The sequence below is a fragment of the Nonomuraea lactucae genome (assembly GCF_003313395.1).
GTDB lineage: Bacteria > Actinomycetota > Actinomycetes > Streptosporangiales > Streptosporangiaceae > Nonomuraea > Nonomuraea lactucae.
On the sequence record NZ_QNFZ01000215.1, the window covers coordinates 1 to 26,231 of the forward strand.

General features: G+C 66.2%; 26 protein-coding genes and 2 pseudogenes. 17 read left to right on the forward strand and 11 right to left on the reverse strand.

Features of this window, described 5'->3' with window-relative positions:
- The 3 genes from DQW85_RS13315 to DQW85_RS13325 form a co-directional block, all read left to right on the forward strand.
- On the forward strand, positions 1–1,036 hold a 1,036-nt coding region (locus DQW85_RS13315; protein WP_113700631.1), incomplete at its 5' end, for a sensor histidine kinase.
- Positions 1,024–1,671 carry a response regulator transcription factor gene (locus DQW85_RS13320; protein WP_205315094.1) on the forward strand — a complete coding sequence of 216 codons (648 nt, stop codon included), beginning with the start codon at positions 1,024–1,026 and terminating at the stop codon, positions 1,669–1,671. The genes DQW85_RS13315 and DQW85_RS13320, both read left to right, overlap by 13 nt.
- Positions 1,672–1,954: 283 nt before the next feature.
- A complete protein-coding gene (locus tag DQW85_RS13325; protein WP_113700633.1) occupies positions 1,955–3,424 on the forward strand; it encodes a recombinase family protein in 1,470 nt (489 codons plus the stop codon).
- Positions 3,425–3,711: 287 nt separating this feature from the next.
- Here DQW85_RS13325 and DQW85_RS46790 read toward each other — a convergent pair whose 3' ends face one another.
- The 3 genes and pseudogenes from DQW85_RS46790 to DQW85_RS44440 form a co-directional block, all read right to left on the reverse strand.
- Positions 3,712–6,219: a uroporphyrinogen-III synthase gene (locus DQW85_RS46790; RefSeq protein WP_240197145.1), complete on the reverse strand. Its 2,508-nt coding sequence runs from the start codon at positions 6,217–6,219 to the stop codon at positions 3,712–3,714.
- Between the two features lie 804 nt (positions 6,220–7,023).
- Positions 7,024–7,608, reverse strand: a pseudogene (locus DQW85_RS48195) (S1 family peptidase); the annotation flags it as partial.
- Entirely contained in the window at positions 7,565–7,927 is a 363-nt protein-coding gene (locus DQW85_RS44440; protein WP_162794953.1) for a CU044_2847 family protein, read from the reverse strand. The pseudogene DQW85_RS48195 and the gene DQW85_RS44440, both read right to left, overlap by 44 nt.
- A gap of 294 nt (positions 7,928–8,221) precedes the next feature.
- On the opposite strand from DQW85_RS44440, the gene cutA reads away from it, so the two are divergent.
- Positions 8,222–8,542: a divalent-cation tolerance protein CutA gene (gene cutA, locus DQW85_RS13335; RefSeq protein ID WP_113700652.1), complete on the forward strand. Its 321-nt coding sequence runs from the start codon at positions 8,222–8,224 to the stop codon at positions 8,540–8,542.
- On the opposite strand, the gene DQW85_RS44445 is transcribed toward cutA, so the two are convergent.
- A complete protein-coding gene (locus DQW85_RS44445) occupies positions 8,508–9,935 on the reverse strand; it encodes a helix-turn-helix domain-containing protein (protein ID WP_162794954.1) in 1,428 nt (475 codons plus the stop codon). The genes cutA and DQW85_RS44445 overlap by 35 nt on opposite strands.
- Before the next feature lie 568 nt (positions 9,936–10,503).
- Here DQW85_RS44445 and DQW85_RS13340 point away from each other — a divergent pair.
- The 6 genes from DQW85_RS13340 to DQW85_RS13365 all read left to right on the forward strand — a co-directional run bounded on the left by DQW85_RS13340 (position 10,504) and on the right by DQW85_RS13365 (position 14,644).
- Entirely contained in the window at positions 10,504–11,148 is a 645-nt protein-coding gene (locus tag DQW85_RS13340) for a hypothetical protein (protein ID WP_113700634.1), read from the forward strand.
- Between the two features lie 358 nt (positions 11,149–11,506).
- Positions 11,507–11,866, forward strand: a complete 360-nt coding sequence (locus tag DQW85_RS13345; RefSeq protein ID WP_113700635.1) for a hypothetical protein — start codon at positions 11,507–11,509, stop codon at positions 11,864–11,866.
- Positions 11,867–11,869: 3 nt separating this feature from the next.
- A complete protein-coding gene (locus DQW85_RS13350; protein ID WP_113700636.1) occupies positions 11,870–12,061 on the forward strand; it encodes a hypothetical protein in 192 nt (63 codons plus the stop codon).
- Between the two features lie 186 nt (positions 12,062–12,247).
- Positions 12,248–12,436, forward strand: coding sequence for a hypothetical protein (locus tag DQW85_RS13355; RefSeq protein WP_113700637.1), 189 nt, complete (start codon positions 12,248–12,250; stop codon positions 12,434–12,436).
- A 31-nt stretch (positions 12,437–12,467) separates the two neighbouring features.
- A complete protein-coding gene (locus tag DQW85_RS13360) occupies positions 12,468–12,818 on the forward strand; it encodes a hypothetical protein (RefSeq protein WP_113700638.1) in 351 nt (116 codons plus the stop codon).
- A 47-nt stretch (positions 12,819–12,865) separates the two neighbouring features.
- Positions 12,866–14,644 carry a helix-turn-helix domain-containing protein gene (locus tag DQW85_RS13365; protein ID WP_240197146.1) on the forward strand — a complete coding sequence of 593 codons (1,779 nt, stop codon included), beginning with the start codon at positions 12,866–12,868 and terminating at the stop codon, positions 14,642–14,644.
- Between the two features lie 382 nt (positions 14,645–15,026).
- On the opposite strand, the gene ychF is transcribed toward DQW85_RS13365, so the two are convergent.
- On the reverse strand, positions 15,027–16,121 hold the full coding sequence (gene ychF, locus DQW85_RS13370) for a redox-regulated ATPase YchF (protein ID WP_113700640.1): 1,095 nt from the start codon (positions 16,119–16,121) through the stop codon (positions 15,027–15,029).
- 175 nt (positions 16,122–16,296) lie between these two features.
- On the opposite strand from ychF, the gene DQW85_RS13375 reads away from it, so the two are divergent.
- On the forward strand, positions 16,297–17,562 hold the full coding sequence (locus DQW85_RS13375) for a DNA recombination protein RmuC (protein WP_240197148.1): 1,266 nt from the start codon (positions 16,297–16,299) through the stop codon (positions 17,560–17,562).
- A 21-nt stretch (positions 17,563–17,583) separates the two neighbouring features.
- On the forward strand, positions 17,584–18,093 hold the full coding sequence (locus DQW85_RS13380; RefSeq protein ID WP_113700642.1) for a DUF6542 domain-containing protein: 510 nt from the start codon (positions 17,584–17,586) through the stop codon (positions 18,091–18,093).
- Positions 18,094–18,121: 28 nt separating this feature from the next.
- Here DQW85_RS13380 and DQW85_RS13385 read toward each other — a convergent pair whose 3' ends face one another.
- Positions 18,122–19,093, reverse strand: a complete 972-nt coding sequence (locus DQW85_RS13385) for a 4-hydroxy-3-methylbut-2-enyl diphosphate reductase (protein ID WP_113700643.1) — start codon at positions 19,091–19,093, stop codon at positions 18,122–18,124.
- Between the two features lie 100 nt (positions 19,094–19,193).
- Between DQW85_RS13385 and DQW85_RS13390 the strand changes: the two genes are divergently transcribed.
- Positions 19,194–19,892 carry a hypothetical protein gene (locus tag DQW85_RS13390; protein ID WP_113700644.1) on the forward strand — a complete coding sequence of 233 codons (699 nt, stop codon included), beginning with the start codon at positions 19,194–19,196 and terminating at the stop codon, positions 19,890–19,892.
- Between the two features lie 26 nt (positions 19,893–19,918).
- On the forward strand, positions 19,919–21,175 hold the full coding sequence (gene xseA, locus DQW85_RS13395) for an exodeoxyribonuclease VII large subunit (RefSeq protein ID WP_113700645.1): 1,257 nt from the start codon (positions 19,919–19,921) through the stop codon (positions 21,173–21,175).
- Between the two features lie 28 nt (positions 21,176–21,203).
- On the opposite strand, the gene DQW85_RS13400 is transcribed toward xseA, so the two are convergent.
- Entirely contained in the window at positions 21,204–21,824 is a 621-nt protein-coding gene (locus DQW85_RS13400) for a TetR/AcrR family transcriptional regulator (RefSeq protein WP_240197147.1), read from the reverse strand.
- Between the two features lie 97 nt (positions 21,825–21,921).
- On the opposite strand from DQW85_RS13400, the gene DQW85_RS13405 reads away from it, so the two are divergent.
- Positions 21,922–22,335 carry a nitroreductase family deazaflavin-dependent oxidoreductase gene (locus DQW85_RS13405; protein WP_113700646.1) on the forward strand — a complete coding sequence of 138 codons (414 nt, stop codon included), beginning with the start codon at positions 21,922–21,924 and terminating at the stop codon, positions 22,333–22,335.
- A 55-nt stretch (positions 22,336–22,390) separates the two neighbouring features.
- Here the strand turns inward: DQW85_RS13405 and DQW85_RS13410 are convergent, their stop codons facing one another.
- The 3 genes from DQW85_RS13410 to DQW85_RS13420 form a co-directional block, all read right to left on the reverse strand.
- A complete protein-coding gene (locus tag DQW85_RS13410; RefSeq protein ID WP_113700654.1) occupies positions 22,391–22,642 on the reverse strand; it encodes an exodeoxyribonuclease VII small subunit in 252 nt (83 codons plus the stop codon).
- Between the two features lie 220 nt (positions 22,643–22,862).
- On the reverse strand, positions 22,863–23,393 hold the full coding sequence (locus DQW85_RS13415; RefSeq protein WP_113700647.1) for a DUF4245 domain-containing protein: 531 nt from the start codon (positions 23,391–23,393) through the stop codon (positions 22,863–22,865).
- 11 nt (positions 23,394–23,404) lie between these two features.
- A complete protein-coding gene (locus DQW85_RS13420; protein ID WP_113700648.1) occupies positions 23,405–24,013 on the reverse strand; it encodes a TetR/AcrR family transcriptional regulator in 609 nt (202 codons plus the stop codon).
- Between the two features lie 80 nt (positions 24,014–24,093).
- Between DQW85_RS13420 and glpX the strand changes: the two genes are divergently transcribed.
- On the forward strand, positions 24,094–25,128 hold the full coding sequence (gene glpX / locus DQW85_RS13425; protein ID WP_113700649.1) for a class II fructose-bisphosphatase: 1,035 nt from the start codon (positions 24,094–24,096) through the stop codon (positions 25,126–25,128).
- Between the two features lie 46 nt (positions 25,129–25,174).
- On the opposite strand, the gene DQW85_RS13430 is transcribed toward glpX, so the two are convergent.
- On the reverse strand, positions 25,175–25,819 hold the full coding sequence (locus DQW85_RS13430) for a DUF1707 SHOCT-like domain-containing protein (protein ID WP_162794955.1): 645 nt from the start codon (positions 25,817–25,819) through the stop codon (positions 25,175–25,177).
- Positions 25,820–25,977: 158 nt separating this feature from the next.
- Between DQW85_RS13430 and DQW85_RS13435 the strand changes: the two are divergent.
- Positions 25,978–26,231 (forward strand): annotated as a pseudogene (locus DQW85_RS13435) (MFS transporter); the annotation flags it as partial.

The following is a 26,231-nucleotide window of genomic DNA, read 5'->3' on the forward strand; positions in this document are numbered from 1 at the left end:
CGTCCCCGCGCTGCCCGACCCGCACCGCACCCCGGACCGCGCCGGGCTCGCCGCCTGGCTGCGGGCTCGGCACACGGAGGCGGCCACCTGGCGCGAGCTGGCGTACCTGATGCTGCACGGCAGCGTGCTGCTGGCCGTGAACGTCGTGGCGCTGCTGCTCGGCTCGGCCCCCGCACTGGTCTACCTGAGCGGCGTCGCCAACCTCACGACGTCGCAGGCCGGCGGACCGGCGTCCCCCACGCCCGCGATGCGGGCCGATGCCGCCGATGGCCAGGCGTTCGCGCTGGTCGGCGGGGCGGCGCTGGCCGTGCTCGGCGCCGCCGTCCTCCTCTCCTACACCACGGCCCTCGCCGCGCTGGCCCACGGCGCGCTCGCCCGCCTCCTGCTCTCCCCCGGCGACGAGGCCCGCGTCCGCTCGCTGACCAGCTCCCGCGCCCGCCTCGTCGACGCCTTCGAGTCGGAACGCCGCCGCATCGAGCGCGACCTGCACGACGGCGCCCAGCAGCGGCTCCTCCGGCTCGGCATGACGCTCGTCACGGCCCAGCTCGAACTCGATCACGACCCCGAGGCCGCCCGCCCCCTGCTCGCCCAGGCGGCCGACGAGGCCAGAGCCGCGCTCGCCGAGCTGCGCGAGCTGGTCCACGGCATCCACCCCCGGGTGCTCACCGACCTGGGCCTCCGCGCCGCCGTCGCCGAGCTCGCGGCGGGCCTGGCCGTGCCGGTGACCGTGGCGATGGACGTGCCGCAACGATTACCGGCGCCCGTGGAGTCCACGGCGTACTTCGTCGTCGCCGAGGCCCTGACCAACGCGGGCAGGCACGCCGCCGCCACCGAGATCACGGTGACCGGCTCCGCCACCGCCGACAGCCTGACCATCGTCGTACGCGACAACGGCAAGGGCGGCGCGGACCCGGCCCGCGGCACCGGCCTGACCGGACTGGCCGACCGGGTTGACGCCATGGCCGGCACCATCACGTTGACCAGCCCGCCCGGCGGGCCCACGACCCTGCGCCTGGAGTTGCCGTGCTCCGCATAGTGCTCGCCGAGGACGCGTTACTGCTGCGCGAGGGGCTGGCCGCGCTGCTGGCCCGCTTCGGCCACGAGGTGGTGGCGGCCGCCGGCGATCCAGACGCGCTGTCCGCTGCCGTCGCCGAGCAGTCCCCCGACATCGTGGTCGCCGACGTACGCATGCCGCCCACCTTCACCGACGAGGGTCTGCGCACCGCCGTCGCCCTCCGCCGCGCCAACCCCGGCCTCCCCGTCCTGATCCTCAGCCAGTACGTGGCCACCGCCTACGCCGCCAAGCTCCTGGAGTCCACGAACGACGGCGGCGTCGGCTACCTGCTGAAGGACCGCATCCTTGAGGTGCGCGACTTCGTCGACGGCGTCGAACGGGTCGCCGCCGGCGGCTGCGTCATCGACCCCGAGGTCGTCCGCCGCCTCCTCACCCGCCACCACGACCCACTGACCCGCCTCACGCCCCGCGAACGCGAGATCCTCGCCCTCATGGCGGAGGGCCGCTCCAACGCGGCGATCACCAACGAGCTGAGGGTGAGCGAGAAGGTGGTCGGCAAACACATCAACGCAATCTTCACCAAGCTGGACCTCCCGCCGACGGCCACCGACGACCACCGCCGCGTCCGCGCCGTCCTGACGTACCTCCGCGCCTGACGGCTGGCGATCATGTGCCACGCTCGAGAGCGTGTTGTGGGCCGCCCTACGCGACGCCCCCGAAAACGGGATAACCGTAGACGAGCTGAAACCCGCAACGGGAATGGGGCCGGTGGCGGGCACGCCTCGACCCCGACCCCGCGTAGTCACCGACTCTCGGTAGTCGTCTCCTCGTCTTCCCGAGCACACGGACAAGCCAACGGCCGGCGAACAGCGCGAACCTTGGAACCAGAGGTCAGACGTTGAAGCGGAACTCCACCGAGTTCCGAACTAGAATAACCTCATGGCTAGGAGACGCGAGACCACACGAGCCGCCATCTATCTGCGTATCAGCCTGGACCACACGGGAGAAGGGTTGGCAGTCGAACGGCAACGCGCCGACTGCGAGCGGATCGCCCGTGAGCGTGGCTGGAAGATCGTTGCCACCTACACCGACAACAGCATCAGCGCGTCGGACAAGGCAAAGGTGCGTCCCGACTACGACCGCATGGTCCGCGACTACTCCAACGGCAGGTTCGATGCCGTTATCTGCTGGGACCTCGACCGTCTGACTCGCCAGCCCCGACAGCTTGAGGACTGGATCGACGCAGCCACCGAGCGCGGTCTACTACTCGTGACCGCCAACGGCGAAGCCGATTTATCTACGGACGGCGGACGCCTGTTCGCCAGGATCAAGGCATCGGTCGCACGCGCTGAAGTAGAGAGGAAGGGTGCCAGGCAGAGCGCCGCACAACGACAGCGCGCCGCGATGGGCCGACCTCCGCGAGGCGTTCGGCCGACTGGCTACACCCTCGACGGCGAAGTGATCTCTCATGAAGCCGAAGCCGTACACGCCATCTTCACCGCGTTCTCCAAGGGCTCATCGCTGAAGGCCATCGCTGCTGCTCTTAGCGGCGCGGAACAAGTCGAGCGGGACGAAGACGACCGCACCCTCGTGCAGAGGCTCCCGCACAACGTGCCTGTGCTACCTACACGAAGCGGACGCCCGTGGAATCCGACCTCAGTGATCGGTATCCTCCGCAACCCTCGATACGCAGGCTGGTCCGCTCTCGACGGGGAGATCGTTCGCGACAGCACGGGCGCTCCCGTCCAAGGACAGTGGAAACCCTTGGTATCTGACACGCTCTGGCTCGACGTCCAACGGCGGTTGGACGATCCCGCACGCAAGACCAATCGTGTAGGAACCGATCGTAAGCATCTCGGCGCTGGCCTCTTCCTCTGCGGTGTCTGCGACAAGCCGGTAAAGACGCACGGGGGTCGCTATCGGTGCGCGGGACACGTGATGCGCTCCAGAGCCCCCATTGACGACCTCTTGCTCAGCACGATTCGCGCCCTGTTGGCCAGGCCAGACCTGGCTGATCTACTCCCTGTCCAGGATGAACACCGTGCCGGAGAACTGCGTGAGGCCGTCAAGAAGCAGCGAGACCGCATTGCGCGCGCCCGCGCCGACTACACCGCCGAGTTGATCGACGGATCTCTCTACAAGGAGATCAAGGATGGGGCTGATCAGGAGATTCAGCGACTGGAGGCTGAGCGACTCATGCTTACCGCAGGAGATGCGTCGGCAGCAGTCCTACGCGCCGAGTCCCCAGTGAACGCCTTCGACAACGCCGATCTGGCCGAAACACGAGCTGTCATCGACACCCTCTGTACTGTGCGCCTCTATCCCGCTCCACGGGGGCGCAAGTCCTTCGACCCAGAGACAGTGGAGATCACCCCCCGGTTTGGCACGTCAACCGCGCGAACGCCGTAGCGGCGTGTTGAGTGGACGGTAACGCACTCGAAAGCGATCTTCGGCGTAACGAAGCCCTCGCGAGAGGGGCGGGCGAATGGACTCCTTACAGGTGCTGACGAGATTTGCGGTCTTCGGCATCTTTGGCGGCTCGTTCGGCCGTCTCGTAATGCTGTAGTTGCGTAGCCAACGCTACTAAAGAGTTAGTCAGATGTAAATCTTTCGCCTAATTGCTCCGCGAAGCGATCCAGTCAATACCGATCCGCGACACACGTCGAAGACAGTCCTAGAGATTAGGCCTATAGTGCTCAGGCCTCGAATCCAAAGGTATTATCGACATACTTACGGCCTACAAGCCAATGGAGACTTGGATTAGACAAGAACACATCAGGCTCATATGCGGGCAGCATTTTTCCCGACAAGCGGGCAGCTATTGTGTTCTCGAAGTTACCAGCGAGGAGACCGAGGATCTCTTGGCCCTGCCCTCGAATATGTTCAGCCGCCTCATGTTTACCTAGATGCTCAAGAATGCCATTGAGCCGAATCAGGAATGAATAGAACTCTTGCGTGTCAGTCTTTCGCCTTCCATGTGCACGATCCATCGGGAACTCTTCGAGAGCACGAACGCAGAGAACAAAACCTTCATCTGACCGGCGGAGGGCCTCCTCCCACCGACCAACGACAGCAAGTGCATCGGCATGATAGCCAAGAGCACGGGCGAGCAATAAAGTTGGCTCCCCAGGGTCAACACCCTCCACGGCATCCCGCCGAATAACTTCAACCTCGCCGAACAATCTGAGTGCTTCGTGCGGGTAATCAGCCCCAGACAGCAGGAGCGCTATAGAAGCAAGCAGTTTACTCAGCTTGATAGTGTCAGCATCAGGGTTAAATGCGTAGATCTTGCGAGCTACGCTCTCAGCTTCCTTTGCTACTCGCAAAACATGGCTTCGAGGCCGGATCGCCCGGTAGATCTGCGCCTGCTGCACGAGAGACTTAGCGAGCCCCCAACCGTACCTCTCGAAGTTGCGTGCGGCCAAACGACGGTCAATCGAAAGTCGCTCATTCTGCATAGCCAAGGCCTGATATGGCCTCTTCGTCTGCAGCATTATCTCTGCGGCCAGAGAAAGCGCATTAGCTAGCGAGGCAGAATCGGTCTCTCCGTCGCCCTCTAAGGCCATATCCCTCCGCAAGTCAACATAAGAACGCACAGTCTGTACACTTTCATCTCCTTGGCCCATACGGCGTAGACGTCGAGCCAGGCTCGCATAGGCATTGGCGAGCCCTTTGCAGTGTTCATCTGTTGGCGTGAGATCAACTAGACGGTGGCGGATCTGGACGACTTCACGCATGAGCTTCAAAGCATGGCCTTGATCTTCTTTGACCAAATCAACTTTTTCTCTCAGGATGCGCGAAAGAAGCAGGAGATGGTCACCAAAGACCGTGATAGAACTACGCGCAAGCCGCTCTGCCTCACCGATCGCGTGCTGCGCGTCCTTAAATCTATCTATTATTTTGGCAACTTTGGCGAGTGCAAACCATGTCGAAGCCTGCTCAGCTTGATTACCAAACTGCTCACGCAAGGTTATGCGGTGAATGTCTAGAAGGGTCTGCCATAGAGCTTCACCCGGCACGTACCTACTCAAGGTGGGGACGCACGAATGAAGACTCTCTGTAAGCATTTCCCGTACATTGCTGTCAGCGATCGAGGCTACACTCTGATAGATCTCCCATTCCCGCAGCGTTGCATTGCGTGCTTCCTCACCTCGCCCCAGCCATACCTGAATTCCTCTTATTTCAGCGTAGACACCCGCTAATGCATGCAGTACGGTTTCCGACGTCCCAGTAGGCTGCGGCATGAGAAACTCAATGCCTTGCTTCAGCTCATCGATCGCGCCGTCATGTCGATCTGCAGCGGTGTAGTATCTGGCTAAGATCCGAAGTTGCTTTACATAGGAAATAGCGGTCTCGTCACCAGACATCACCGAGCGCCTAGTTATCTGCACAGCACGCCGACTTGCCGCTATTGCAGCATCATAGTTGCCAATATTCCCTTGCCGTTCGGCGTGTTGCTTCAGACAGGTTGTCAAACGCCTGGGGTCGCGCGCAACGGCAGTCAAGTCGACAGCACGCTTACTGAGCGCAACAGCTGTATCCTGTAGCAGGGGATCATCCAGTGGTATTGCATCCACTAGCGCACTTAGACTCTCGGGCGGCAAGTCAATAGTGGCAGCTATACGACGGAATAGCTGCCGCAGAGAGTTTGATGACCGCACGAGAAGTGGCCCAATTTCCTCTATATGGACACGCACCTCACCTTCCAGCGCACCTAGCAACACCTGATCCGATTCGCAGGCACGCGCGACGACCGCAAGCGCTGTCCGTCTAGCTGGCGCACTGATACTGACTATCGTTCCGAACATGCTCGGGCCCTGCGTAAATGTCTTCGCTATCAATCGCTCGAAAAGAAGATCAGGCTGGATCAGGGCAGAATCATCGGAAGAATAGTGTTCGAAGTAGCCTATGAGCCATCGAGCAATCGCATGGCGTCTTTCTGCGGGCGCATCGGCAAGATCAGGAATGGCTAAGAGCCTTGTCGCGAGTATCGCTTCTTCGGCTAACCCAAAGAGGCCGGTAGAAGCCACGCATCGCCGCAGCAAGACAGGATCTGCTGTCACGTCAGCCGCTTCCGCGCTCGCCCGCCAATACCTCTCCTCCCTCGCGAGAAGACCGTCGACAATTGTGTGCTGAAGCACCTCATTTCTTCCAGTCCAACTGGCTGAGGCATCTGCCGAGTCGGCGGCCTGTAGTGCTGCCATATGGACAACTAGCACTGGCTGCCCAGCAAGAACGCGTGGCGTAGCCGGCCCTGCTGTATCGTGCCTCCCTAGGCGGCGATCGAAAGCCCTAAATGCATCACAGTATGCGTCTTCAACAGAGTCCCACGGGGTAAGATGCCTGTGCAGCCTATGCACATCTACTGGAACTCCCAATAGTGTTGCGAATCGGCGTTCTAGCCATGGCGTGATGTTTCGCACTAAGACAATGATCCTTGTCCGTGGAGCAGTTTCACGCGGAGCTTGGAGTCGCAGGAGAAAATCTTCTAAGTCTGATCGCGCATCCCCATAATCTACGACAATTAAAACTGGTTCACCGATGTCACGTAGATCATCAAGGGATTCGGCACCATGGCTCGGTGATGCGAAGCCAGCGAGCCAGGAGTCCTCAGCCATCCGCACGCACACCTGAGCGGCCAGTCGTGTTTTGCCTATTCCTGCAGGGCCAACAAGCAGTCGTACAGAAGCGTGCGATTCGGAATTGCACCAAGCAACCAGCTTTTCCACATCATGCTCTCTACCACGAAATGGCACTACACCGTACTCGGGGCGAAGCAGAGTCGCAAGAGAGACGTCGAAGTTCTCTGGAAGTTCACGATAGGGCGGCCGGATCAAGGGCTGCAGCCGACTGAAGAGCTCAGCGTTTCGACGCTCTACCCATTGTCGACACGGTTGCCCTATGCTGTCGTAGACTTCCGAGAATCGATCAAGGTGTGACGCAAAAGGTACGGCCCATCCTCCCATAGAGAAGCGACTGTCCTGAGTGCGATTGATCATTGCACAAACGCGCCCAGTTCGACAATTTAGAACCGGAGCGCCGCTCATTCCCGGTACGATTCGTCCTTCCTTGAGCTGCAGGTACCACTCATCGCTGAAGTCTTCGTCTAGCAACTCCCCCTCATACTCCATACTTAGTGGAGTCAGTCGCGGATTGCCTTTTGAGAATGACTCGCTCCATCCGAGTGCGTAAAGCCTGTCGGCTTTGGGGACGGTTATGGGTGCTTGGTCCTCGATGGCTACCCATGGATGATCGCCTCTCGAAATTTCGAGTACGGCGATATCAGGATAAGGATATGCACCGGAGTGGGTAAGATCATCTGGCTCACGCCAATAGCGAGTCACCGGAAACCTATCGCGCTTGCATTGCAACTCAAGGGTCGCTTTCGCGGTAGGGGATGGAAGAACATGGGCACACGTCATCGCCAGGCCTCGGCCGATAAAGAAGGCCGTGCCCTCCGGCTTGCCGTTTACGTACAGTAGCGCTGTACAATCGGCTAACAAGCCGATGAGAGTAGCGCGATGCGCTGCCTGTTTGTTTGCTTGCATTTTACGCAGTACCGCGATCGGAGCCTTCTGAGTGTGCATCCTCATCTGTCGACGTATTCTTGTCCCAGCTTAGCTTCACCGTCATTGAGGCTTCGGTGCTGCCGTTGATTATGAGACCGAGCAGCTTGCCATCCTCTACCGTGAAATTCAGTCCAAATTCCAGCTCCACGCTGCTTGGAGCGGCTTTGCGTGCGGCGTCTCGCACCATTTCAGCGAGGCCGCTCAGCATCCTTTGCACATGTTCAAAACTAAGCGCGTCCCGAAAGCCTACATCTTGCGCACCGCCCGATGTTTCTACCCCGACCTTGACAAGCGCTCCATTAGGCAGCTGGGCATCGATGAGTTCCTGGTACTGAGCAGACAATTCGAGCGCTCCGATCGTTCAGCTTCGCTTCGGGTTGCATGCATGGATCTACGGAATATACAAGACCTACAACGGTGGATGCCTAACCTTCCGGACAGTTACCACGATTAGTCATGACCATGGTGATCAACTGTTACGTAGTTGTGAGCTGCTGCCGCGTTCCCCGTGTCGGTGGCGGCCCATCCAGCGAGCACGCTGACCTGCAAGAATGCGCCCGAGTGCTTGGATGCCTCTACTGTAGGCTTAAGTGATCACACCTTTCGACTCAAGGGGAACTGGGTTGTGAAGGGTTACATGCAGGTCCTGACCACGGTGCCGAGCGCCGACGAGGGCGCTGCCCTGGCGCGAAGCATCACCTCGCAACGTCTGGCCGCAGGCGTACAGATCATCGGGCCGATTCGGTCCTTGTACTGGTGGAAAGGCTCGTTGCGCGACGAGCAGGAATGGCAGTTGGTCATCAAGACCACACATGCTCTGCTCGCCGCGCTTGAGAACCACATCAAAGCCAATCACAGTTACGAGACGCCAGAAATCGTCGCAACTGAAATTTCTGCGGGCAACGACAACTACCTGGATTGGATTAGCGCGGAGACGCAGAGAATTGACGCTTCGTAACGGCCAACTCTTCTAGGAACGCGCGGACTGGCGGTTGAGTCTGCCAACGCCGGAGAGCTTCTCCGAGAACGAGAAATCGTGGCAGCCAGATACCGGATTCCGTCTCGCGAATGATGGCGAGACCTTCCCTGGCTGCTCTGGCTGCTTCTTTCGCAGAGCCATGCATGATATGCGCCGTGGCAATGTCTCCGAGGATGATGCCTGCTCGCTTTCTCTCTACTTCAGGCATACGCGCTATGACCGCACGCGCCACCGCTTCGGCTTCATCTAGTCGGCCAATTTGGGCGTAAGTAGAGATGCGGAAGGAATCAAAACGATCCTGGTCTAGAAATCTCGTCCATACGCGATCCTCTTCCGGGTCGGCGATGTTGAACGCTTCGCGCGCCTGATCCCAGGATTGAAGGGCCGCTTCCTTTTCTCCTAATGCTGCGCTCTCTTCAGCATGTCTCGCAGCCAGCCATGATGTAGTTCCGGGCGATGTATCCTCGGGCAAGTTCTGTAGTGCGGTCGCCAGCAAAGCGCGTGCCCGCCCATGATTCCCCTTGCCGCTCGGTATGTAACTTCTATACCCGAACGCACACGCGATGATGGCCGGATCATCGGCTTCCTTTGAAGCCTTCTCAGCGGTGTCATAGAAGTTGCGGGCAGCAGATATATTGCCCAGATCTGTTGCGATCCAGCCTGCAAGCACGCTACTTTCGCCCGCAACCACGATCAGTCGTCTGCGAAGCTCGTCTTTGGGATCGGTGGCTGTGCCATTCAGAATGGTTCCAACCTGGTTCAGATGGGCCGCCAAGCCCTTGAAAATCGTATGCGCGGGCAGCATTTCTTCGAGACGATGGAAACCAGCGGCTCTAGCCTCCATCTCTCGCACCACTGCTTCGTCAATGGCGCTCGGCCTGGACAGCGCGAATGCGACTTTCTCCCATGCCTCACTTTGAGCGAGAGCTGACTGGGCACCGAGTTGGCCGACCATGGCCAGCAATTCACGGCGTTTCAACGGCTCGCCCCTTTTCCCGATCGCTTCAGCGAAGAGCTGCAAGTCAAAAGTGTCTGTGGGGATCTGGACCCCATCACTGACGACCTGCGCACCGCCTTTGCCGCCAGAAGACGACAAGCCCAAATGGCGACGTAAGGGACCAGGCATGCCCAAACCGTCAGCAAACTCCTCAAATGTATGCTTTGCGGTCGGGATGCGCTTGCCGCTCTTGTACTCGCTGATGCGCCCCTGCGCTCTACCGGTGAGGTGCGCGATCTGGCCCTGGGTGACGCCGTACTTGTTGAGGATGCGGATCACTCCGCCGAGATCGCGACGCTTGCACGCATCTTCCATGTCTTGACGTGCGAAAACGGCATCAAGCACCGACCTGAGGTGCTCTTGATCCATCGTCATGGCGGCGTTCCGTTCCCCTGGTAGCGCAGCCTTTCGGGAGTAGTGGAGCCCTTCAAGTCCATCACACCGTGAGATATCACGGTGAGATTCTGCGGAACCGGTTTGCTTGGAAGCCTCACATCAGTCCGTGGCGCAGGTCAGAGCTGATCTGAGGAAGAGTCGAAGATCCGCATATGTCTGGCTTCCGCCCGCCCTTTCTCGGTAAGCGGTTTGCGGGAGGCTGGTGCATGACCCCGGAGCAAGAGGCCGTTGCCGTGGCTGACCAGCTACAACAGGAGCTGGAATTGCACGGGATCACGGCCGATGTGAACGACGGTTATGGGCTGGCGGTGGTGTCAGTCTGGCGTGATCTGGTCGTGTGGACGAACGGTGATCGTTTCTGGTGGTGTGCGGGCTGGAACGACCGACGCAACCGGCCTGTCTATGCCTGGCATCCAACATGGGACTCGCGTCGAGCTGCCCGACGTATCGCCGCGCGATACGGGGATCTTCGCAGGTCCGCACCCACGCGCCCCCGCCCGACGCCGGGTCCGTCTGGCGAGATGCCGTTCCAGACGGGTGAACCGGCATGAGCGGCTACCAGACCATCCCGTACACGATCGCGTTCGCCAACGAGCTGGTGGCCGACCCGATCGGGTTCGTTGCGTACGCGGGCAGGTTGCGGCTGGCGTACCAGCCGTCGCAGCCCGGCGACTGGGTCGGCTCGCATGCGGTCAAGGTGCGCGGAATGGGGGGCATCCTTCGCGCTCGGACTCGCGATCTGCGCGACGATCCGGCCAGGCGTGGCCCGGAACGTATGCGCAAGCTGAACACGCGCAGGCAGTGGCGGTGCATGGACCGGCTGTTGTGCCAGGTGTGCGGTGTCCCGGCGACCGATCCCGACTCGGGCCTGGTCCCATGGCTGCTGACCAAGACGGTGTTCGAGCAGACCGGATTGGATCGCGGGCGCACCAACGCCCCGCCGACGTGCTGGAGTTGCGTCCCCAAAGCGCTTGAGGAGTGCCCCATGCTGCGTGAGGACTTCACGCTCTACACCGTGACCGCCGCCCAGAGCGCCGGTGTGCTGGCCGACCTGTATCGGCCCGGTGTGCTGCGCACTGTCACGCTGGCCGCCCACAACGTGTTCGTCGGCTGGGACAATTTCCAGCACCATCCCTACGCGCTGGCCGCCGCCCAGGTAGTCGAGCTGCATGGAATGAAGACCGTGCCTTAGATCACTTGGGGAGAAGATCAGCCCGGGGCTCCCGCGCTGCTTCCCCCCTCCCGACGCGCGACGGTGCGGTTGATTGGCTCGCTCACACCTGCCACCGCGTCCCGCGCCGTCGCGTCAACGCCCCCGGCAGAGCCTTCTGCGCTCGTGCGAGCGCCGGTTCCCAAGGGCTCTGTCGGGGGTCCTCCTGTGTCCAGGCATGTGCCGTGAGCTGGGGCTTATCTCACCACAGGATGTAATCCATCTCATCGCCGGATGTTTTTGATCTCACGACACGATCACACCGCGCGATGGGTTGACCCCTTCCCCGAAACCTACCTTCGCCTCGTAGGTCACCGGAGACGGAAGGGATGTGATCTAGATGAGCCCAGCTCAGCACCACCGCCGCCGCGAACTGATCGCCGGTTTGCGTGCCCTGGCCACCTTCCTGGACAGCCACCCGCACGTGCCCGTCCCGAGGTACGGAACCGTTCGGGTGGCGGTGCACACCAAGTACGACACCGACGCCACCACCGAACCTGAGGCGATCGCCGAAGTCGAGCGGATCGCCGCCCTGTTGGGCACCACGCCCACGGCCGAGGACGGACACCACGTCGCCGGTGCGGAGTTCGGCAGCGTCCGTTACGAAGCCGTCCTCATCACGCAGGCAGCGATGGAGCGCCGCGCCGCGCTGGACTCCTACCGCGACGCGATCACCCTCGACGAGATCGAGGGGGTGTGAGCGGTGGATGTCGCACTGTTCGTCGTGTTCCTGGCCCTGGTCCTGTCGGTCGCCACGCTCGTGCTGTTCGCGGCGCTGGTCGCCGTGATCCGCGCCGAGGACCGGCGTCACGCCCTGACCGGAACCCTGAGCCGCCGCCTGCTGGGCACCTACGCCCACCAGTGCCGGCCGACCACCTGTGCCGGGAGGAGGTGAAGCCCTGATGCGATCACTCCCGCTCCAGCCTGGCCGGTGCCTTTGCGGCGCAGCCACGCCCGGAACGCTGCGGTGCCGCAAGTGCCGCGCTCGCTGGCGCTGGTGCCGCCGCAAGTCCCGCCACGACGGCATCTAGCCCCCGCCCCAGGACCCCCGCGAGATCTCGTGAGAGGAGGTGAATCCCCCATGACGGTAACTGTCCCGCTGGTGCTGGTGGTCGGCGCAGTCGTGTTCATCGCCTGGCGCTACCTGGGCCTGCGCTGGTGGCACGCGCTGATCTGCCTACTGTTCGGCTTCCTGTTGGCCGCTACCACGCTCGCACCTGACATCCGCGCCGCTATCCGCGCCGCCCTGAGCTGGATCACCAGCCACTGACCCGCCCGCCAACCGAAGAAGGTGATGCTTAATGACCCAACGCCCCCCCTACCCGCACGCTGATCTCCAGGGAGCTGCCACCCGCAACACCACCGCCGCCGAACTGCTGACGGCATTCGCCAAGTCCGCCCCCGCCCTCGACCACCTGTGGCGCCACATCTTCGACGCCCTGGCCGACACCCCCACCCTGCTCACCGAAATCGGCCGTCTGCGCACTGAGCTGTCCACCGCCCGCTACCAGCGAGCCAACCTGATCGCCGCCATCCGCGCCACACTCGCCGCCCACGACGAGGGCGAGTACGATCCGCTGTTCTACGTGCGGGACGAGCTGCACGCCCAGCACCGCGCCGACACCCGACGCGCGGCCGGTGGCGGCCGATGAGCCGTCATCGCGCCTCACGCTCCCAGATGCGGCGCAACGCCCGCCGCATGCGACGCTACGGCGTCGAACCCATGGCCCTCATCACCGAGGATCTCGAATTCGCGCCCCTGGTCATCGCCAGCCTCGCCCGCGCCGTCTGGCGCTACCGCTCCGAACTCGCCCCCCTCACCATCGCCGCATCGCTCCTGCTCGACGGCATGATCCTGCGGCGCTGGTTCCCCGAATGGTGGCCCAGCGTGATCACCGCCACCATCGGCATGGCCGGCGCGGTGGCCATCTGCGGCCGATGGGTCAACCTCCCCCGCCCGATCGAACGCAGCTATGCCGCCGTCACCACGGCGTTCGCCGGAACCTGGCTCACCCTGGCCACCTACTGCGGGCCGTTCACGGCGCCCCTGCCCGCCGTGCTCGGCATCGGCACACTCGTGCTGGCCGTGCCCTGGTGGGCGCACCGTCGCAGGCGTGCCCGCGTGCGTGTCGAGCGCACGCTGGCCGCCTGGCCCGACATCGCCCAAGCCGTCGGCCTGGCCGGATCCCGAGTCCAGTCCGCGATCGTGGACCTGTGGGGCTACCGCTTCCGGCTCGGGCTGGGGCTCGGCCAGACCGTAGAGGACGCCCTTAGCGCCGTCCCGCGCCTGGAATCGGCGCTCGGCACGACACGCGGTGGCGTCCGTGTCCAGCCCGTGGGCAGCAAGAAGGCCAACCGCGCCGACGTGCGGGTGATCGAAACCGACCCGCACGCCGACGCCATCACCTGGCCAGGCCCGTCCATCACCTCGATCACGCAACCGGCCAAGCTGGGACTGTTCGAGGACGGCACGCCCGTCCGCGTCCCCCTGCTCAGGCGGCACGGGCTGTTCGCGGGCATGTCGGGAGCGGGCAAGTCCGGGGGCGTGAATGTGCTGCTCGGGGACCTGACCGCCTGCCAGGACGTGATTCTTTGGGCGATCGACCTCAAGCGTGGCATGGAGCTGCAACCGTGGGCATCGTGCATCGACCGGCTGGCCACCACCCCGCAGGAGGCAGAGGCCCTGCTGGCCGACGCCGTGGTCATCCTCGACGGACGCGCCGATGACCTGACCAGGCGCGGCGAACGCGTGTGGGAGCCATCGCCGGACAGACCCGCGCTGATCATCGTCATCGACGAGTACGCCGAACTGGCCAGCGAGGCACCACGAGCCATCGCCTACGCCGACTCGATCGCCCGACGTGGCCGCGCACCAGCGGTCAACCTGATCGCCGCCACCCAACGCCCCTCCAAAGACGCCATGGGCAAGAGCGCGGTCCGCTCCCAGATGGACGTCCGGCTGTGCTTCCGCGTCCGCGAACCCCGCGACGGGGACCTCATCCTGGGACAGGGCATGGTCAAGTCCGGATGGCATCCACACAAGCTGGACGCGCCCGGCAAGTTCCTGATCAGCTCCCCGGAACACGACATCCCCCGCCGCGCCCGCACCTACCTTCTCGATGACGACGGCGTACAGGCCACCGCCGAACGGCACGCCGAACACCGCCCATCCCTCGACGCGGTGTCCATTGCCGCACTGGACGCCGCAACGACGGCCGAGAGGCACATAGACGCGCCGAGTGAAGAGGGGCGGACAATCGGCCCAGGCGCACGGCATGCCCGCCCCAACGCTCGTGTCAGCGCGCTCTGGGCCGCTCTCCGCGACGCTCCCGAAGATGGGACCACCGTGGAGGAGCTCAAAGCGGCAACCGGGATGAGCCGTCCCACCATTTACCGGCACCTGGCTCAGCTCGAAACCGACGCAAGGGTCTGCCAGGTCAGCCGTGGACGGTGGCGCGCCCGCCCCGATGCCGCATAGTCACCACGGTCGGTAGTCGTCTCATCGTCTCACTTGTCTCAGTCTCACGCGCGTCTGCGCGTGTATAGGCGGCACACGCGCACCGAGACGAGACTTTGAGACGAACACCCTCCGTAACCATCCACCGATCCGAGAGGAGGTGATGCCTCACGGACGCGACACCACACGCCGATCCCGAAACCGAGCACACGGACAAGTTAACGGCCTACATCAGGAAGTTGGTAGACGAGTGGCCACCGCTGACCGGCGAACAGCGCGAACGACTCGCCCTGATCCTCCGTCGCCGCCGGTAGATGAACGACAGAACGGGCGCTCTCCACAACGCGGGAGAGCGCCCTTCGCATGTTCAGGACCTTGATCACACGATGCGCGCCGCAGAAGGTTACTTTTTGGCACCAGAGGTTAGTCCGCTGCGGAACTCCACCACGTCGCCGTCGCGCATGACGTAGTCCTTGCCCTCGATCCGCGCCTTGCCCGCCGCGCGCGCCTTGGCGATCGAGCCCACCTCGACCAGGTCGTCGAACGAGACCACCTCGGCCTTGATGAAGCCGCGCTGGAAGTCGGTGTGGATCACCCCGGCCGCCTCGGGCGCGGTGGCGCCCCTGGGGATGGTCCAGGCCCGGGTCTCCTTCGGCCCGGCCGTCAGGTAGGTCTGCAGGCCGAGCGTCTCGAACCCGACCCTGGCGAGCTGCGACAGGCCCGACTCCTCCTGGCCGACCGACTGCAGCAGCTCCAGGGCCTCGTCGTCGTCGAGCTCGACCAGCTCGGACTCGATCTTGGCGTCGAGGAACACCGCCTCGGCCGGTGCCACCAGCTCCGAGAGCTGCCGCCGCAGCGCCGTGTCGACCAGCTCGTCGGCGTCGAGGTTGAAGACGTAGAGGAACGGCTTGGCCGTCAGCAGGTGGAGCTCCCGCAGCCCCTCGCCGTCGAGCCCGCTCTCGAAGATGGTCTTGCCGGTCTCCAGGACCTTCAGCGCGCTCTCGGCCGCCTCCAGCGCGGCCTTCCTGTCCTTGTTGTTGCGCGCCTCCTTCTGCAGGCGCGGGATGGCCTTCTCGACCGTCTGCAGGTCGGCCATGATCAACTCGGTGTTGATGGTCTCGATGTCGCGCTTGGGGGAGATCTCACCGTCGACGTGGGTCACGTCGGGATCGCTGAAGACCCGGATCACCTGGCAGATCGCGTCGGTGTCGCGGATGTTGGCGAGGAACTGGTTGCCCCGGCCCTGCCCCTCGGAGGCACCCTTGACCAGGCCCGCGATGTCGACGAACTCCACCTTGGCGGGCAGGACGCGGGCCGAGCCGAAGATCTCGGCCAGCCTGGGCAGCCGGTCGTCGGGCACGCCCACGATGCCCACGTTGGGCTCGATGGTGGCGAAGGGATAGTTGGCGGCCAGCGCGTTGCCGCTCTTGGTCAGCGCGTTGAACAGCGTGGACTTGCCCACGTTGGGCAGGCCGACGATGCCGATGGAAAGGCTCACCCGTGCTCCTTAGCCGGCCACCCGAGCCTCTGGCCGCTGCTGATCGTTGCCTCGCTGCGCTCGCTCACGTCCAGCGAGTTTACTTGCTCGGGGGAAGCGGAAACGTCGGCGGACAAGCGACGGTCAAGGCTCGCACAGGCGTGTCTCGCCGATCCGGAGGCGATGTCCTGCAATCATCGATGGAGTGGACGTCGTCTCGCTTCTCATCGGACTCGCCATCGGGCTGGCCATCGGATTCATGGTGGCCAGGACGCGGGCGGCGGTGCGGGTGGCCGAGGCCGACGCGCGGGCCGAGGCTGCGGCCGACAAGCTCGTCTACGTCGAGGAGCAGCTCGCCGAGCGGTTCCAGGCCCTGTCGACGCGGGCCCTCGACGTCAACAACATCCGTTTCCTGGAGCTGGCCGAGACCAGGCTCGCCGCCAGCCGGGCCGAGGCGGCCGGCGACCTCGAGCAACGCAGGCAGGCCGTCGAGCACCTGGTCGAGCCGCTGAAGGACGCGCTCGCCCGGGTCGAGACCCAGTTGCGCGACACCGAGTCGGGCCAGCGCGCCGCCCGCGCCGAGCTCGCCAAGCAGATGGAGTTCGTACGGCAGAGCAGCCACGAGCTGCGCTCTCAGACCACGGCGCTGGTCCGCGCCCTGCAACGGCCCGAGGCGCGCGGCCGGTGGGGCGAGCTGCAGTTGCGCAGGGTCGCCGAGATCGCCGGCATGCAGCGCCACTGCGACTTCGACGAGCAGGTCACCGAGGGCGCGATGCGGCCCGACATGGTGGTCCGGCTGGCCGGCGGCAAGAACATCGTGATCGACTCCAAGGTGTCGCTGGCCGCCTACCTGGAGGCCGCCGAGGCGTCCGACGAGTCGCTGGCCTCGGTACGCCTCGACGCGCACGCCCGGCACATCCGCGAGCACATCGACCGGCTGGCCGCCAAGGCCTACTGGCAGGGCTTCAACCCGTCGCCGGAGTTCGTGGTGCTGTTCATCCCCGGTGAGGCGTTCCTGGCTCCGGCACTGGAGCGCGACCCCGGGCTGCTAGAGTACGCGATGACCAGGCGCGTGCACGTCGCCACCCCGACCACGCTGATCACGATGCTGCGCACCGCGCACTACGCCTGGCAGCAGGCCGCGCTCAGCGAGAACGCCCGCGCGGTGTTCGAGCTGGGCAAGGAGCTCTACGAGCGGCTCTCCTCGCTGGGAAGGAACGTCGAGTCCCTGGGTAAGTCCCTCACCCGCGCCGTCGAGGCGTACAACAAGACTGTGGGATCGCTCGAGACGCGCGTGCTCGTCAGCGCGCGCAAACTGCACGACATGGGCGTGGTGGACGGAGACCTGGACTCCCCGGAGATGCTCGAGGGCCTTCCGAGGCCTCTGGCCTCTCCCGAACTGCTGGAAACCTCGTCTCTGATTTCCCCGGTCAACGGTAAGTTGGCCAGCGGGTCGCAGTAAGCGGTGAGGGGGGCGGGGCAGGTGAGTGAGAGAGGCAGGCGTTCGGCGGTCAGGCTGACCGCGCGTGGCGCCATCGCGCTCGCCCTGGTCGCCACTCTGGCGGGCTACGTGCTGGCCGAGCTGCTGGACCTGGCGTTCGTGGTCGGGCCCACGTTCGTGGCCGCGAGCCTGCTCGGCGTGCTGCTGGTCAACCCGCGCGAGCTGCTGTCGCTGGTGGTCACGCCGCCGCTGGTGTTCTTCGCGGCGACGGTCTTCGTCGAGCTCGGGCGCGCGCTCGGCTCGGTGTCGATCGTGCAGTCGCTCACGCTCGGCCTCTACACCTCGCTGTCGAACGGCGCGCCCTGGCTGTTCGCGGGCTCGGCGGTCGTGCTCGCCGTCGCCCTGCGCCGGGGGCTGCGCGACAACGTGCGCGACCTGCGCACGGAGCTGCGGGCCGGCGCCGAGGTGCCGCGCCCGCGCCAGCCGTACGTGCCCGAGCCGGAGGGCTACTTCGAGCCCAGGGTCTACGGCACCCCCCGCACCGAGGACTAGAACCGAGGATCGGACCGGATTCGCCCGCCTACCGGACGGGCGCCCGCAGGTCCTTGCGCAGCTCGTGCGGGAGCGCGAACCTCATGCTCTCCTGCACCGACTCCACCTGCTCGACCTCGCCGAAGCCGCGCGCGGCCAGGTGGGCGAGCACCTCGTCGACCAGCTCCTCGGGCACCGAGGCGCCGCTGGTCAGGCCGACCGTGGTGACGCCCTCCAGCCACTCGTCCTCGATGAACGAGGCGTTGTCGACGAGGTGGGCGGCGTCGGCGCCGTTCTCCTTGGCCACCTCGACCAGGCGCTTGGAGTTGGAGGAGTTGTCGGAGCCGACCACGATGACGAGCTGCGCGAGGGCGGCGATCTCCTTCACCGCGACCTGGCGGTTCTGCGTCGCGTAGCAGATGTCGTCGCTGGGCGGGTCGATCAGCGAGGGGAAGCGCTCCTTGAGCCGGGCGACCGTCTCGGTGGTCTCGTCGACCGACAACGTGGTCTGCGACAGCCAGACCAGCTTGGCCGGATCCTTGACCCGCACCTGCCCGACGGAGTCGAGCCCGTCGACCAGCTGGATGTGGTCGGGCGCCTCGCCGGAGGTGCCCTCCACCTCCTCGTGGCCCTCGTGGCCGATCAGCAGGATGTCGTAGTCCTGGTTGGCGAACCGCTTGGCCTCGTTGTGCACCTTGGTCACCAGCGGGCAGGTGGCGTCGATGGTGCGCAGCCCGCGCTCCTCGGCCTCCCCGTGCACGGCGGGCGAGACCCCGTGGGCCGAGAAGACCACGATCTCGCCTTCGGGCACTTCGTCGGTCTCCTCGACGAAGACCGCTCCCCTGGCCTCCAGCGTCTTGACCACGTGGGTGTTGTGGACGATCTGCTTGCGCACGTAGATGGGCGCGCCATACTGCTCCAGAGCCTTCTCGACCGCGACGACGGCTCGATCGACTCCGGCACAGTAGCCGCGTGGCTTGGCTACGAGGACTCGGCGGGGAGTGCGGGACTCAGGCTCCATACTTCTTATGCTACGTGGAGCGGCCAGCTGGCCCGTGCGTGCGGGGAAGCTCGCCATTTGTCACACTGGCCGTTCAATACTGACCTCCCAGGGAGACGTCATGTCCCTCAGAGACGCGATACGCAACATCGCCAAGACCGTCACCGACAAGGAGAAGGCCAAAGAGCTTCCCCTGATCATCGTCCAGGGCACGTTGAGTGCCGCCGGCCAGGCGCTGCTGCTGGTCGACCGGGTGAAGAACTCGATCAAGAGCCTCGGCGGCAAGGAGGAGAAGGTGGAGGGCTTCGACTCGCGCCCCTCCGCCGCCGCCCAGGTCGCCACGCCCGCCGCCGACGAGAAGCCCGCCCGCAAGGAGCCGGTCATCTTCGCGCCGCGCCCGTCCAGCACGGCCGAGCCGAACGGCGCCGCCAAGGACAGGCCGGAGCCGGTTATCTTCAGCCCCGCCGCGAAGCCCGCCGAGCCCACCACAGCCCCCGAACCGACCCCCACCGAACCGACCCCCACCGAACCGACCGCCGCCGAGCCCGCCCCCGAGCCCGCCCCCGAGCCCGCGGTAAAGGCCGCACCCAAGGCCGCCCCCAAAGCCGCACCCAAAGCCGCGGTCAAGGCCGACAACGGCCTGGCGGAGCCGCTGCCCGGCTACTCCGAGCTCACCGTCGCCTCCCTGCGGGCCAGGATGCGCGGCAAGTCGGCCGAGCAGATCACCGATCTCCTGGCGTACGAGCGGGCCACGGTGGCTCGGCCGGAGGTGATCCGGATGTTCGAGAACCGGCTCGCCAAGCTCCAGGCCGGGGAATAGTCGCCGCGGCACCGTAGTCTTCCGGCATGACCTCGAAGACGTCGCCCGAGTCACCGCTGCCGATCCGCACCGTCCTGCAGATGGTGGGCGGCTGGATCGGCAGGCTGGGCACGGTCTGGGTCGAAGGGCAGATCACCGACCTGAGCGCGCGCGGCGGCACGGTGTTCCTGACGCTGCGCGACCCGGTGGCCAACGTGTCGGCCAGGGTCACCGCCCCGCGCGGCGTCTACGAGGCGGCGGTGCCGCGACCCGTCGACGGCGCCAGGGTGGTGATGCACGTCAAGCCCGACTTCTGGGTCAACCGGGGCTCGTTCGCCTTCACCGCCACGGAGATCCGCCCGGTGGGTGTGGGCGAGCTGCTGGCCCGGCTCGAACGGCTGCGCCAATTGCTCGCGGCCGAGGGCCTGTTCAACGCCGACAGGAAGCGGCGGCTGCCGTTCCTGCCGAGCACGGTGGGTCTGGTCTGCGGCCGTGACTCGGCGGCCGAGCGGGATGTGCTCGAAAACTCCAGGCGCCGCTGGCCGGCGGTGCGCTTCAAGGTGGAGGAGGTCGCCGTCCAGGGGCCGTACGCCGTCGGTGAGGTCACCGAGGCGCTGCGCAAGCTGGACGCCGACTCCTCGGTCGACGTCATCGTCGTCGCCCGCGGCGGTGGGTCTCTGGAGGACCTGCTGCCGTTCTCGGACGAGACGCTGGTGCGTGCGGTGGCGGCCTGCCGCACCCCTGTCGTGAGCGCGATCGGCCACGAGCAGGACAGCCCGCTGCTCGACCTGGTGGCCGACGTGCGGGCCTCCACCCCGACCGACGCAGCCAAGAAGGTCGTGCCCGACGTGGGCGAGCAGCTCACCCTGGTGCGCCAGCTCCGCGACCGGGGGCGCCGCGTGCTCGGCGGCTGGCTCGACCGCGAGATGTCGTGGCTGACCTCGGTCCGCTCCCGCCCCTCCCTCGCCGCCCCGGTGCGCGAGCTCGAACGCCGGGCCGAGCAGGTCGACGCCCTGCGCGACCGGGTCAGGCGCTGCCTCACGGGTTCGCTCGACCGCGCCGAGGACTCCCTGACGCACCTGCGCGCCCGCCTCGTGGCCCTGTCACCGGCGGCGACCCTCGAACGCGGCTACGCCATCGTCCAGCACCCTTCCGGCGAGGTGGTGCGCCTGGCCAAGGACGTCCAGCCGGGCGCCCTCCTCACGATCCGCCTCACCGACGACCGCCTCACGGTCCGCGCCGAACCCCCGACGCCGGCGCCCCCTCCCGCCAGACCCCGCAAGAAGCCCGCCGACCGCCCCTGACCCCCTCTCCTCGGGGAGCGGGGGTCGTTCAGGTGGGGACGGGGCCGTTCGCGGAGAGGATCGCCTGGGCCAGGGCGTCGATGCAGGACTTGATGGTCTCCACCCGCATGCCGCGTTCGGCGCGCTGGTAGAGGATCAGGTGGGCGTTGGCCGTGGCGAGGAGGGCGTCGGCCAGGAAGCGGGCGTCGGCATCCGGGCGGACCTCGGAGAGCAGGCCGGCCAGGTGGGTGTGGTGCACCCTGTACGGCCCGTTGAAGCGCGCCTTGGGCGCCCCGAGCTCCAGGAGCACGAACAGGTCCTGCTGCTCCACCACCCGGTCCACGAGCGCCCCCAGGAAGGCGCGGACGCGTTCGGCGGGCGGAGCGCCGGGGCCGACCGCCGGCGGCCCGGTCAGGAAGGCGGCCTGGAAGCGCCGCTCCCGCTCGTCGATGAGCGCCCACAGCAGCCCGGCCTTGTCGCGGAAGCGGCGGTAGACCGTGCCCACTCCCACGCACGCCTCTCTGGCGACCTCGTCCAGGGAGAGCTGGTCGGCGCCGCGTTCGGCGATCATCCGGGCGGTCACTTCGATGATCTTCTGCCTGTTGCGCGCCGCGTCAGCCCGCTCGGGCTGGGACTGCCCGAGGACCGGCAGCAACTCGCGAGCGCACACGCGGAGAGCATACCCAGGTTGTAATCGGAGAACTCTCCTCTTAAGCTGGATCACCGAAGCTAAGTGGAGAATCCTCCGGTTTCAGAGGGGCCGTGACATGCCGAACGACTTCAACAAGCAGATCATCGAGGAGTTCCGCGCCAACGAGGGGCGCGTCGGCGGGATGTTCGAGGGCGCGCCGCTGGTGCTGCTCACGACCACCGGTGCCAAGAGCGGCAAGCAGACCACCACCCCGGTGATGTACCTGCGCGACGGCGAGCGCGTCGTCGTCATCGCGTCGAACGCGGGCGCGGACCGCCACCCCGCCTGGTATCACAACCTGCGCGCCACCCCGGAGGCGACGGCCGAGATCGGCACGGAGACGTTCGCGGTGAAGGCGGACTTCGTGGACGGGGTGGAGCGCGACCGGCTCTACGCCCGCATGGTCGAGCAGGCCCCCGGTTTCGCGGAGTACGAGGCCAAGACCAGCCGCCGCATCCCGGTGGTGGCCCTGGAGCTCCTGGCCGCCTGACCACGCCACAGGAGCCGTAGCGGGGCCGGAGGGAGGCGGCTAGCAGGGGGCGCGTCTAGAAGGGGGCGTCGTCGTCGCGGGCGGCGCCGGGGTCGGCGCGGCGGGCCATGGCGGCGGCGAGCTTGACCCTGGCCCCCTGGAGCCACTCCTCGCAGATGGCGGCCAGCTTCTCGCCGCGCTCCCACAGCTCGATCGACTGCTCCAGGGTGAGGCCGCCCGTCTCCAGGCGGCGCACCACCTCGGTCAGCTCCTCGCGGGCCTGCTCGTACGAGGGCGCCTTGTCTGATGGTGCCTTGTCGTCTGCCACGCCATCCACCCTAGAGTCAGAGACCGACGATCGTGCTCCTGGCCCGCCGAGGAGAGTGATGCGCGTACGCACCGCCACCCCCAGGTCGGCGTCCAGCGGGTGGACCTGCACGCCACGTCGGACGGCGAAGCGCTCTAACAGGTCGTACGGCTTCGCGTCGCGCTACCCGGGCCTGAGCTGGACGGCCTGACCCGGACAGCCTGCGAGGCGAGCCGCCGGGCTAACCCTTGGGCCGCTGCTGGAGCGAGGACGCCAGCTCGGCCAGTTCGGGCCAGTCGGCCGTGCCCGTGACCACCAGCGTGACGTCCGGCAGCACCCGCACGAGCGACCGCTGCTTCTTGTCCTCGCGGAAGCGCCGCTCCCACGGCTGCCCGCCGACCTGCTGGGTGCCGATCGCCTGGTTGGTGTTGGCCATGCGGGCGGCGAACCCGGCCGCGGGCTTCTCATCGCTCTGGACGAACATCGCGTGCTCCCGCCGGGCCGTGGCGTAGCCCAGGTAGAGGACGCGCGCGCCGTTCTCGCCCGTGGCGATGCGGTTGCTGTTGGGCACCCAGCCGGGCGGGTCACCCTGGGGCGCCCACACCTGGTAGGGCACGGAGTGGCCGAAGTTGGCGACGGTGATCGAGTAGTCGCGCCTCGGGATGTGCTCCTCGCGGCCCTGCGGATTGAGCAGCAGGAAGCCGCCGACCGCCGCCAGGCAGACGAGCATGGCTACCGCGTAGCCGTAGAACCCCTCGGTGAACCGTCGCACACTTGGCGAGGTTACCCGCCGTCAGGGGCGGTCGCCGAAGCGGCCGGTCGGATCCGGCCGATGATGGCGAGCACGTCCTCGCCCAGGTTCCGGTCGCCGGTGAGCACCACCTCCGACACGGCCGCCGCGAGGGCTCCGGTGACGACCACGACCAGCGCTCCCTCGTCGTTGAAGAGGGTGGCGTTGAGCTGGGCCCACTTGCGCAGCCGTTCGCGCATGACCACCTCGAACCCGGGCGGGCCGTCGCCGCGGAGGAAGAGCGCGGCGAGCTCCCGGTCCTCCAGGCAGCCGTCGAGGTAGGCGCGGGCGGCCCGGACGAAGACCCGCATGGGGTCGGTCTCCCCCTCGGCCCGCGCCTCGCGGGCGGCCCGTTTGGTGCGCTGCGACTGTCCGGCCTGGAACTCCTCGAACAGCGTGAGGTAGAGGTCGGCCTTGCCGGAGAAATGGTGGTAGAGGCTGCCCACGCTGGCGTCGGCCCGCCTCACCACGTCGGTCACGCCCGCCTCGGCGAAGCCCTTGGAGACGAAGATCTCCCGGGCGGCCTTGAGTAGCGCGGTGCGCGTCGCCGCGCCTCGCTCGGAGGTGCGGACTGTGACCGGCTGTTCCACATCGCTGCTCATGGCAGGCACATTATCCTCCGCTGTCCGGGGATACATGGACAACTACCATCGAGAACAGTTGTCCACGAGGAGGCCTCGCCATGTCCGATCAGACGTCCGTACCCCCCGCGCTGGCCACGGGCGAGCACGCCCCCGATCGAAACCTCGCTCTCGAGCTCGTGCGCGTTACGGAGGCGGCGGCGATGGCCGCCGCCCGCTGGGTGGGGCGGGGTGACAAGAACGGCGCCGACGGCGCGGCGGTGAACGCCATGCGCCAGCTGATCAACACGGTGTCCATGAACGGTGTGGTCGTCATCGGCGAGGGAGAGAAGGACCACGCGCCGATGCTCTTCAACGGGGAGCGGGTGGGTGACGGCACCGGCCCCGAGTGCGACGTGGCCGTCGATCCGATCGACGGCACCAGGCTGACCGCGCTCGGCATGCCCGACGCGGTGTCGGTGATCGCGGTGAGCGAGCGCGGGTCGATGTACGACCCGTCGGCCGTGTTCTACATGGAGAAGCTGGTCACCGGCCCCGAAGCGGCGGATGTGGTGGACATCGAGGCGCCCGTGGCCGCGAACATCAACGCGGTCGCCAGAGCCAAGACCTGTTCGGCGTCCGATGTCACCGTGGTCGTGCTCGACCGGCCGAGGCACGAGCAGCTCGTCAAGGAGGTCAGGGAGACGGGGGCGCGGATCAAGTTCATCACCGACGGCGACGTGGCCGGCGCGATCATGGCGGCCCGGGCGGGCACGGGCATCGACCTGATGATGGGCATCGGCGGCACGCCGGAGGGCATCGTGGCCGCGTGCGCGCTCAAGTGCCTGGGCGGCGTGATCCAGGGCAGGCTGTGGCCCCGCGACGACGCCGAACGCGCCAAGGCGGTCGACGCCGGGCACGACCTGAGCCAGGTGCTGACCACGAACGACCTGGTCAGCTCCGACGACGTGTTCTTCGCGGCGACGGGCATCACGCAGGGCGAGCTCATGCAGGGCGTGCGGTTCAGCCGGGGGGTGGCGATGACGAGCTCACTGGTGATGCGCGGGCGTTCGGGCACGATCCGCAAGGTCGACAGCGAGCACCAGCTCTGGAAGCTGCGGGCCTACAGCGCGATCAACTTCGACACCGCGGGCTGAGCCGGCGGGCCCGTCCGCGCACGCCGCGTCGCGCGGACGTGGCGGGTCACCGGCGGCGCTTGCGGCGCGGTGGCTCCTTGACCTTGACCTCGCCGACGAAGTTGGTGGTGCGCACCTCGACGACGGGCGCGTCGGGCTCCGTGGGCTGCCTGGTGAGGCGGACGGTTCTGCCCTTGGCGACGCGCACCACCTCGAGGTCCTCGGGCACGTGGATCTCCAGCCCGCCGAAGACCAGCGTGGCGTTGATCACGATGCGCCGGTTCTGCAGGATCGCGTCGCGCAGGTCGAGCTTGGTCGTGCCGAACATCGCCGTCACGTCGAGCTCGGCGGGCACCACCCAGCGGCCGTCGCGCTGCTCCTTCTTGAAGAACGCCGACACCGGCCTGCCGTCGAGCTTCAGCGGCTGCTGCTCGGCGGGGAGCAGGTCGGCGGTGACGGCCACGAGCTCGCCGAGCGTGCGGGAGGAGTAGACGGCGCCCAGCCGCTCCTCGAACTCCTCCAGGGTGAGCCGGCCGTCGGCATGGGCGTCCTGGAGCACCTGCGCGACGCGCTCGCGGTCGTCGTCGGAGGCGCGCAGCTCGCGTGGTCCCGGCGTGTCGGACCGGGCGCGGCGCGCCGTGATCAACTCCTCGGCAAGCCGCTCTCCGACTTCCTGCAGGCGTGGCAGCCAAGAACCGGTGCGCTCGTTCACACCTCCGACGATAACCGGCGTTCGGGCGGTCCGCTGCGAACGCGGAGGCCCGGCCTGAGCGGCAGCGTCCGTACGGGGCGGACACCTGGCGTGGTGGCCGGTCGAGGCACTAACCTGACCGCGCCTCACGTTTGCTGAACCCCCACCCGGAGGCCGCCGTGCCGACCCCCCGTGACCGCCAGGCCCGCGCCGCCACGTTCGCCGCCTACGCCGCTCAGGGCCTGTCGTTCGCGACCCTGCTCACCCAGGTCGCGTCCCTGCAGGACAGACACCACCTCAGCGAGGGCTCGCTCACGCTGCTGCTGCTCATCGTGCCGGTCTTCGCCGGGGTCGGCAGCGTGGCGGCGGGCGCGTTCGCCGCCCGCAGGGGCAGCAAGCCGCTGCTCCGCGCCGCCCAGCCGGCGGTCGCGGC

Coding starts and splice junctions, on each gene's coding strand:
- DQW85_RS13345 (WP_113700635.1), top strand. CDS start 11,507: ATGAGCCCAGCTCAGCACCACCGCCGCCGCGAACTGATCGCCGGTTTG.
- xseA (WP_113700645.1), top strand. CDS start 19,919: ATGACCTCGAAGACGTCGCCCGAGTCACCGCTGCCGATCCGCACCGTC.
- DQW85_RS13390 (WP_113700644.1), top strand. CDS start 19,194: ATGTCCCTCAGAGACGCGATACGCAACATCGCCAAGACCGTCACCGAC.
- DQW85_RS44445 (WP_162794954.1), bottom strand. CDS start 9,935: ATGACGATGGATCAAGAGCACCTCAGGTCGGTGCTTGATGCCGTTTTC.
- DQW85_RS46790 (WP_240197145.1), bottom strand. CDS start 6,219: ATGGCAGCACTACAGGCCGCCGACTCGGCAGATGCCTCAGCCAGTTGG.
- DQW85_RS13360 (WP_113700638.1), top strand. CDS start 12,468: ATGACCCAACGCCCCCCCTACCCGCACGCTGATCTCCAGGGAGCTGCC.
- DQW85_RS13355 (WP_113700637.1), top strand. CDS start 12,248: ATGACGGTAACTGTCCCGCTGGTGCTGGTGGTCGGCGCAGTCGTGTTC.
- DQW85_RS13340 (WP_113700634.1), top strand. CDS start 10,504: ATGAGCGGCTACCAGACCATCCCGTACACGATCGCGTTCGCCAACGAG.
- DQW85_RS13405 (WP_113700646.1), top strand. CDS start 21,922: ATGCCGAACGACTTCAACAAGCAGATCATCGAGGAGTTCCGCGCCAAC.
- cutA (WP_113700652.1), top strand. CDS start 8,222: ATGCAGGTCCTGACCACGGTGCCGAGCGCCGACGAGGGCGCTGCCCTG.
- DQW85_RS13325 (WP_113700633.1), top strand. CDS start 1,955: ATGGCTAGGAGACGCGAGACCACACGAGCCGCCATCTATCTGCGTATC.
- glpX (WP_113700649.1), top strand. CDS start 24,094: ATGTCCGATCAGACGTCCGTACCCCCCGCGCTGGCCACGGGCGAGCAC.
- DQW85_RS13365 (WP_240197146.1), top strand. CDS start 12,866: ATGCGACGCTACGGCGTCGAACCCATGGCCCTCATCACCGAGGATCTC.
- DQW85_RS13385 (WP_113700643.1), bottom strand. CDS start 19,093: ATGGAGCCTGAGTCCCGCACTCCCCGCCGAGTCCTCGTAGCCAAGCCA.
- DQW85_RS13420 (WP_113700648.1), bottom strand. CDS start 24,013: ATGAGCAGCGATGTGGAACAGCCGGTCACAGTCCGCACCTCCGAGCGA.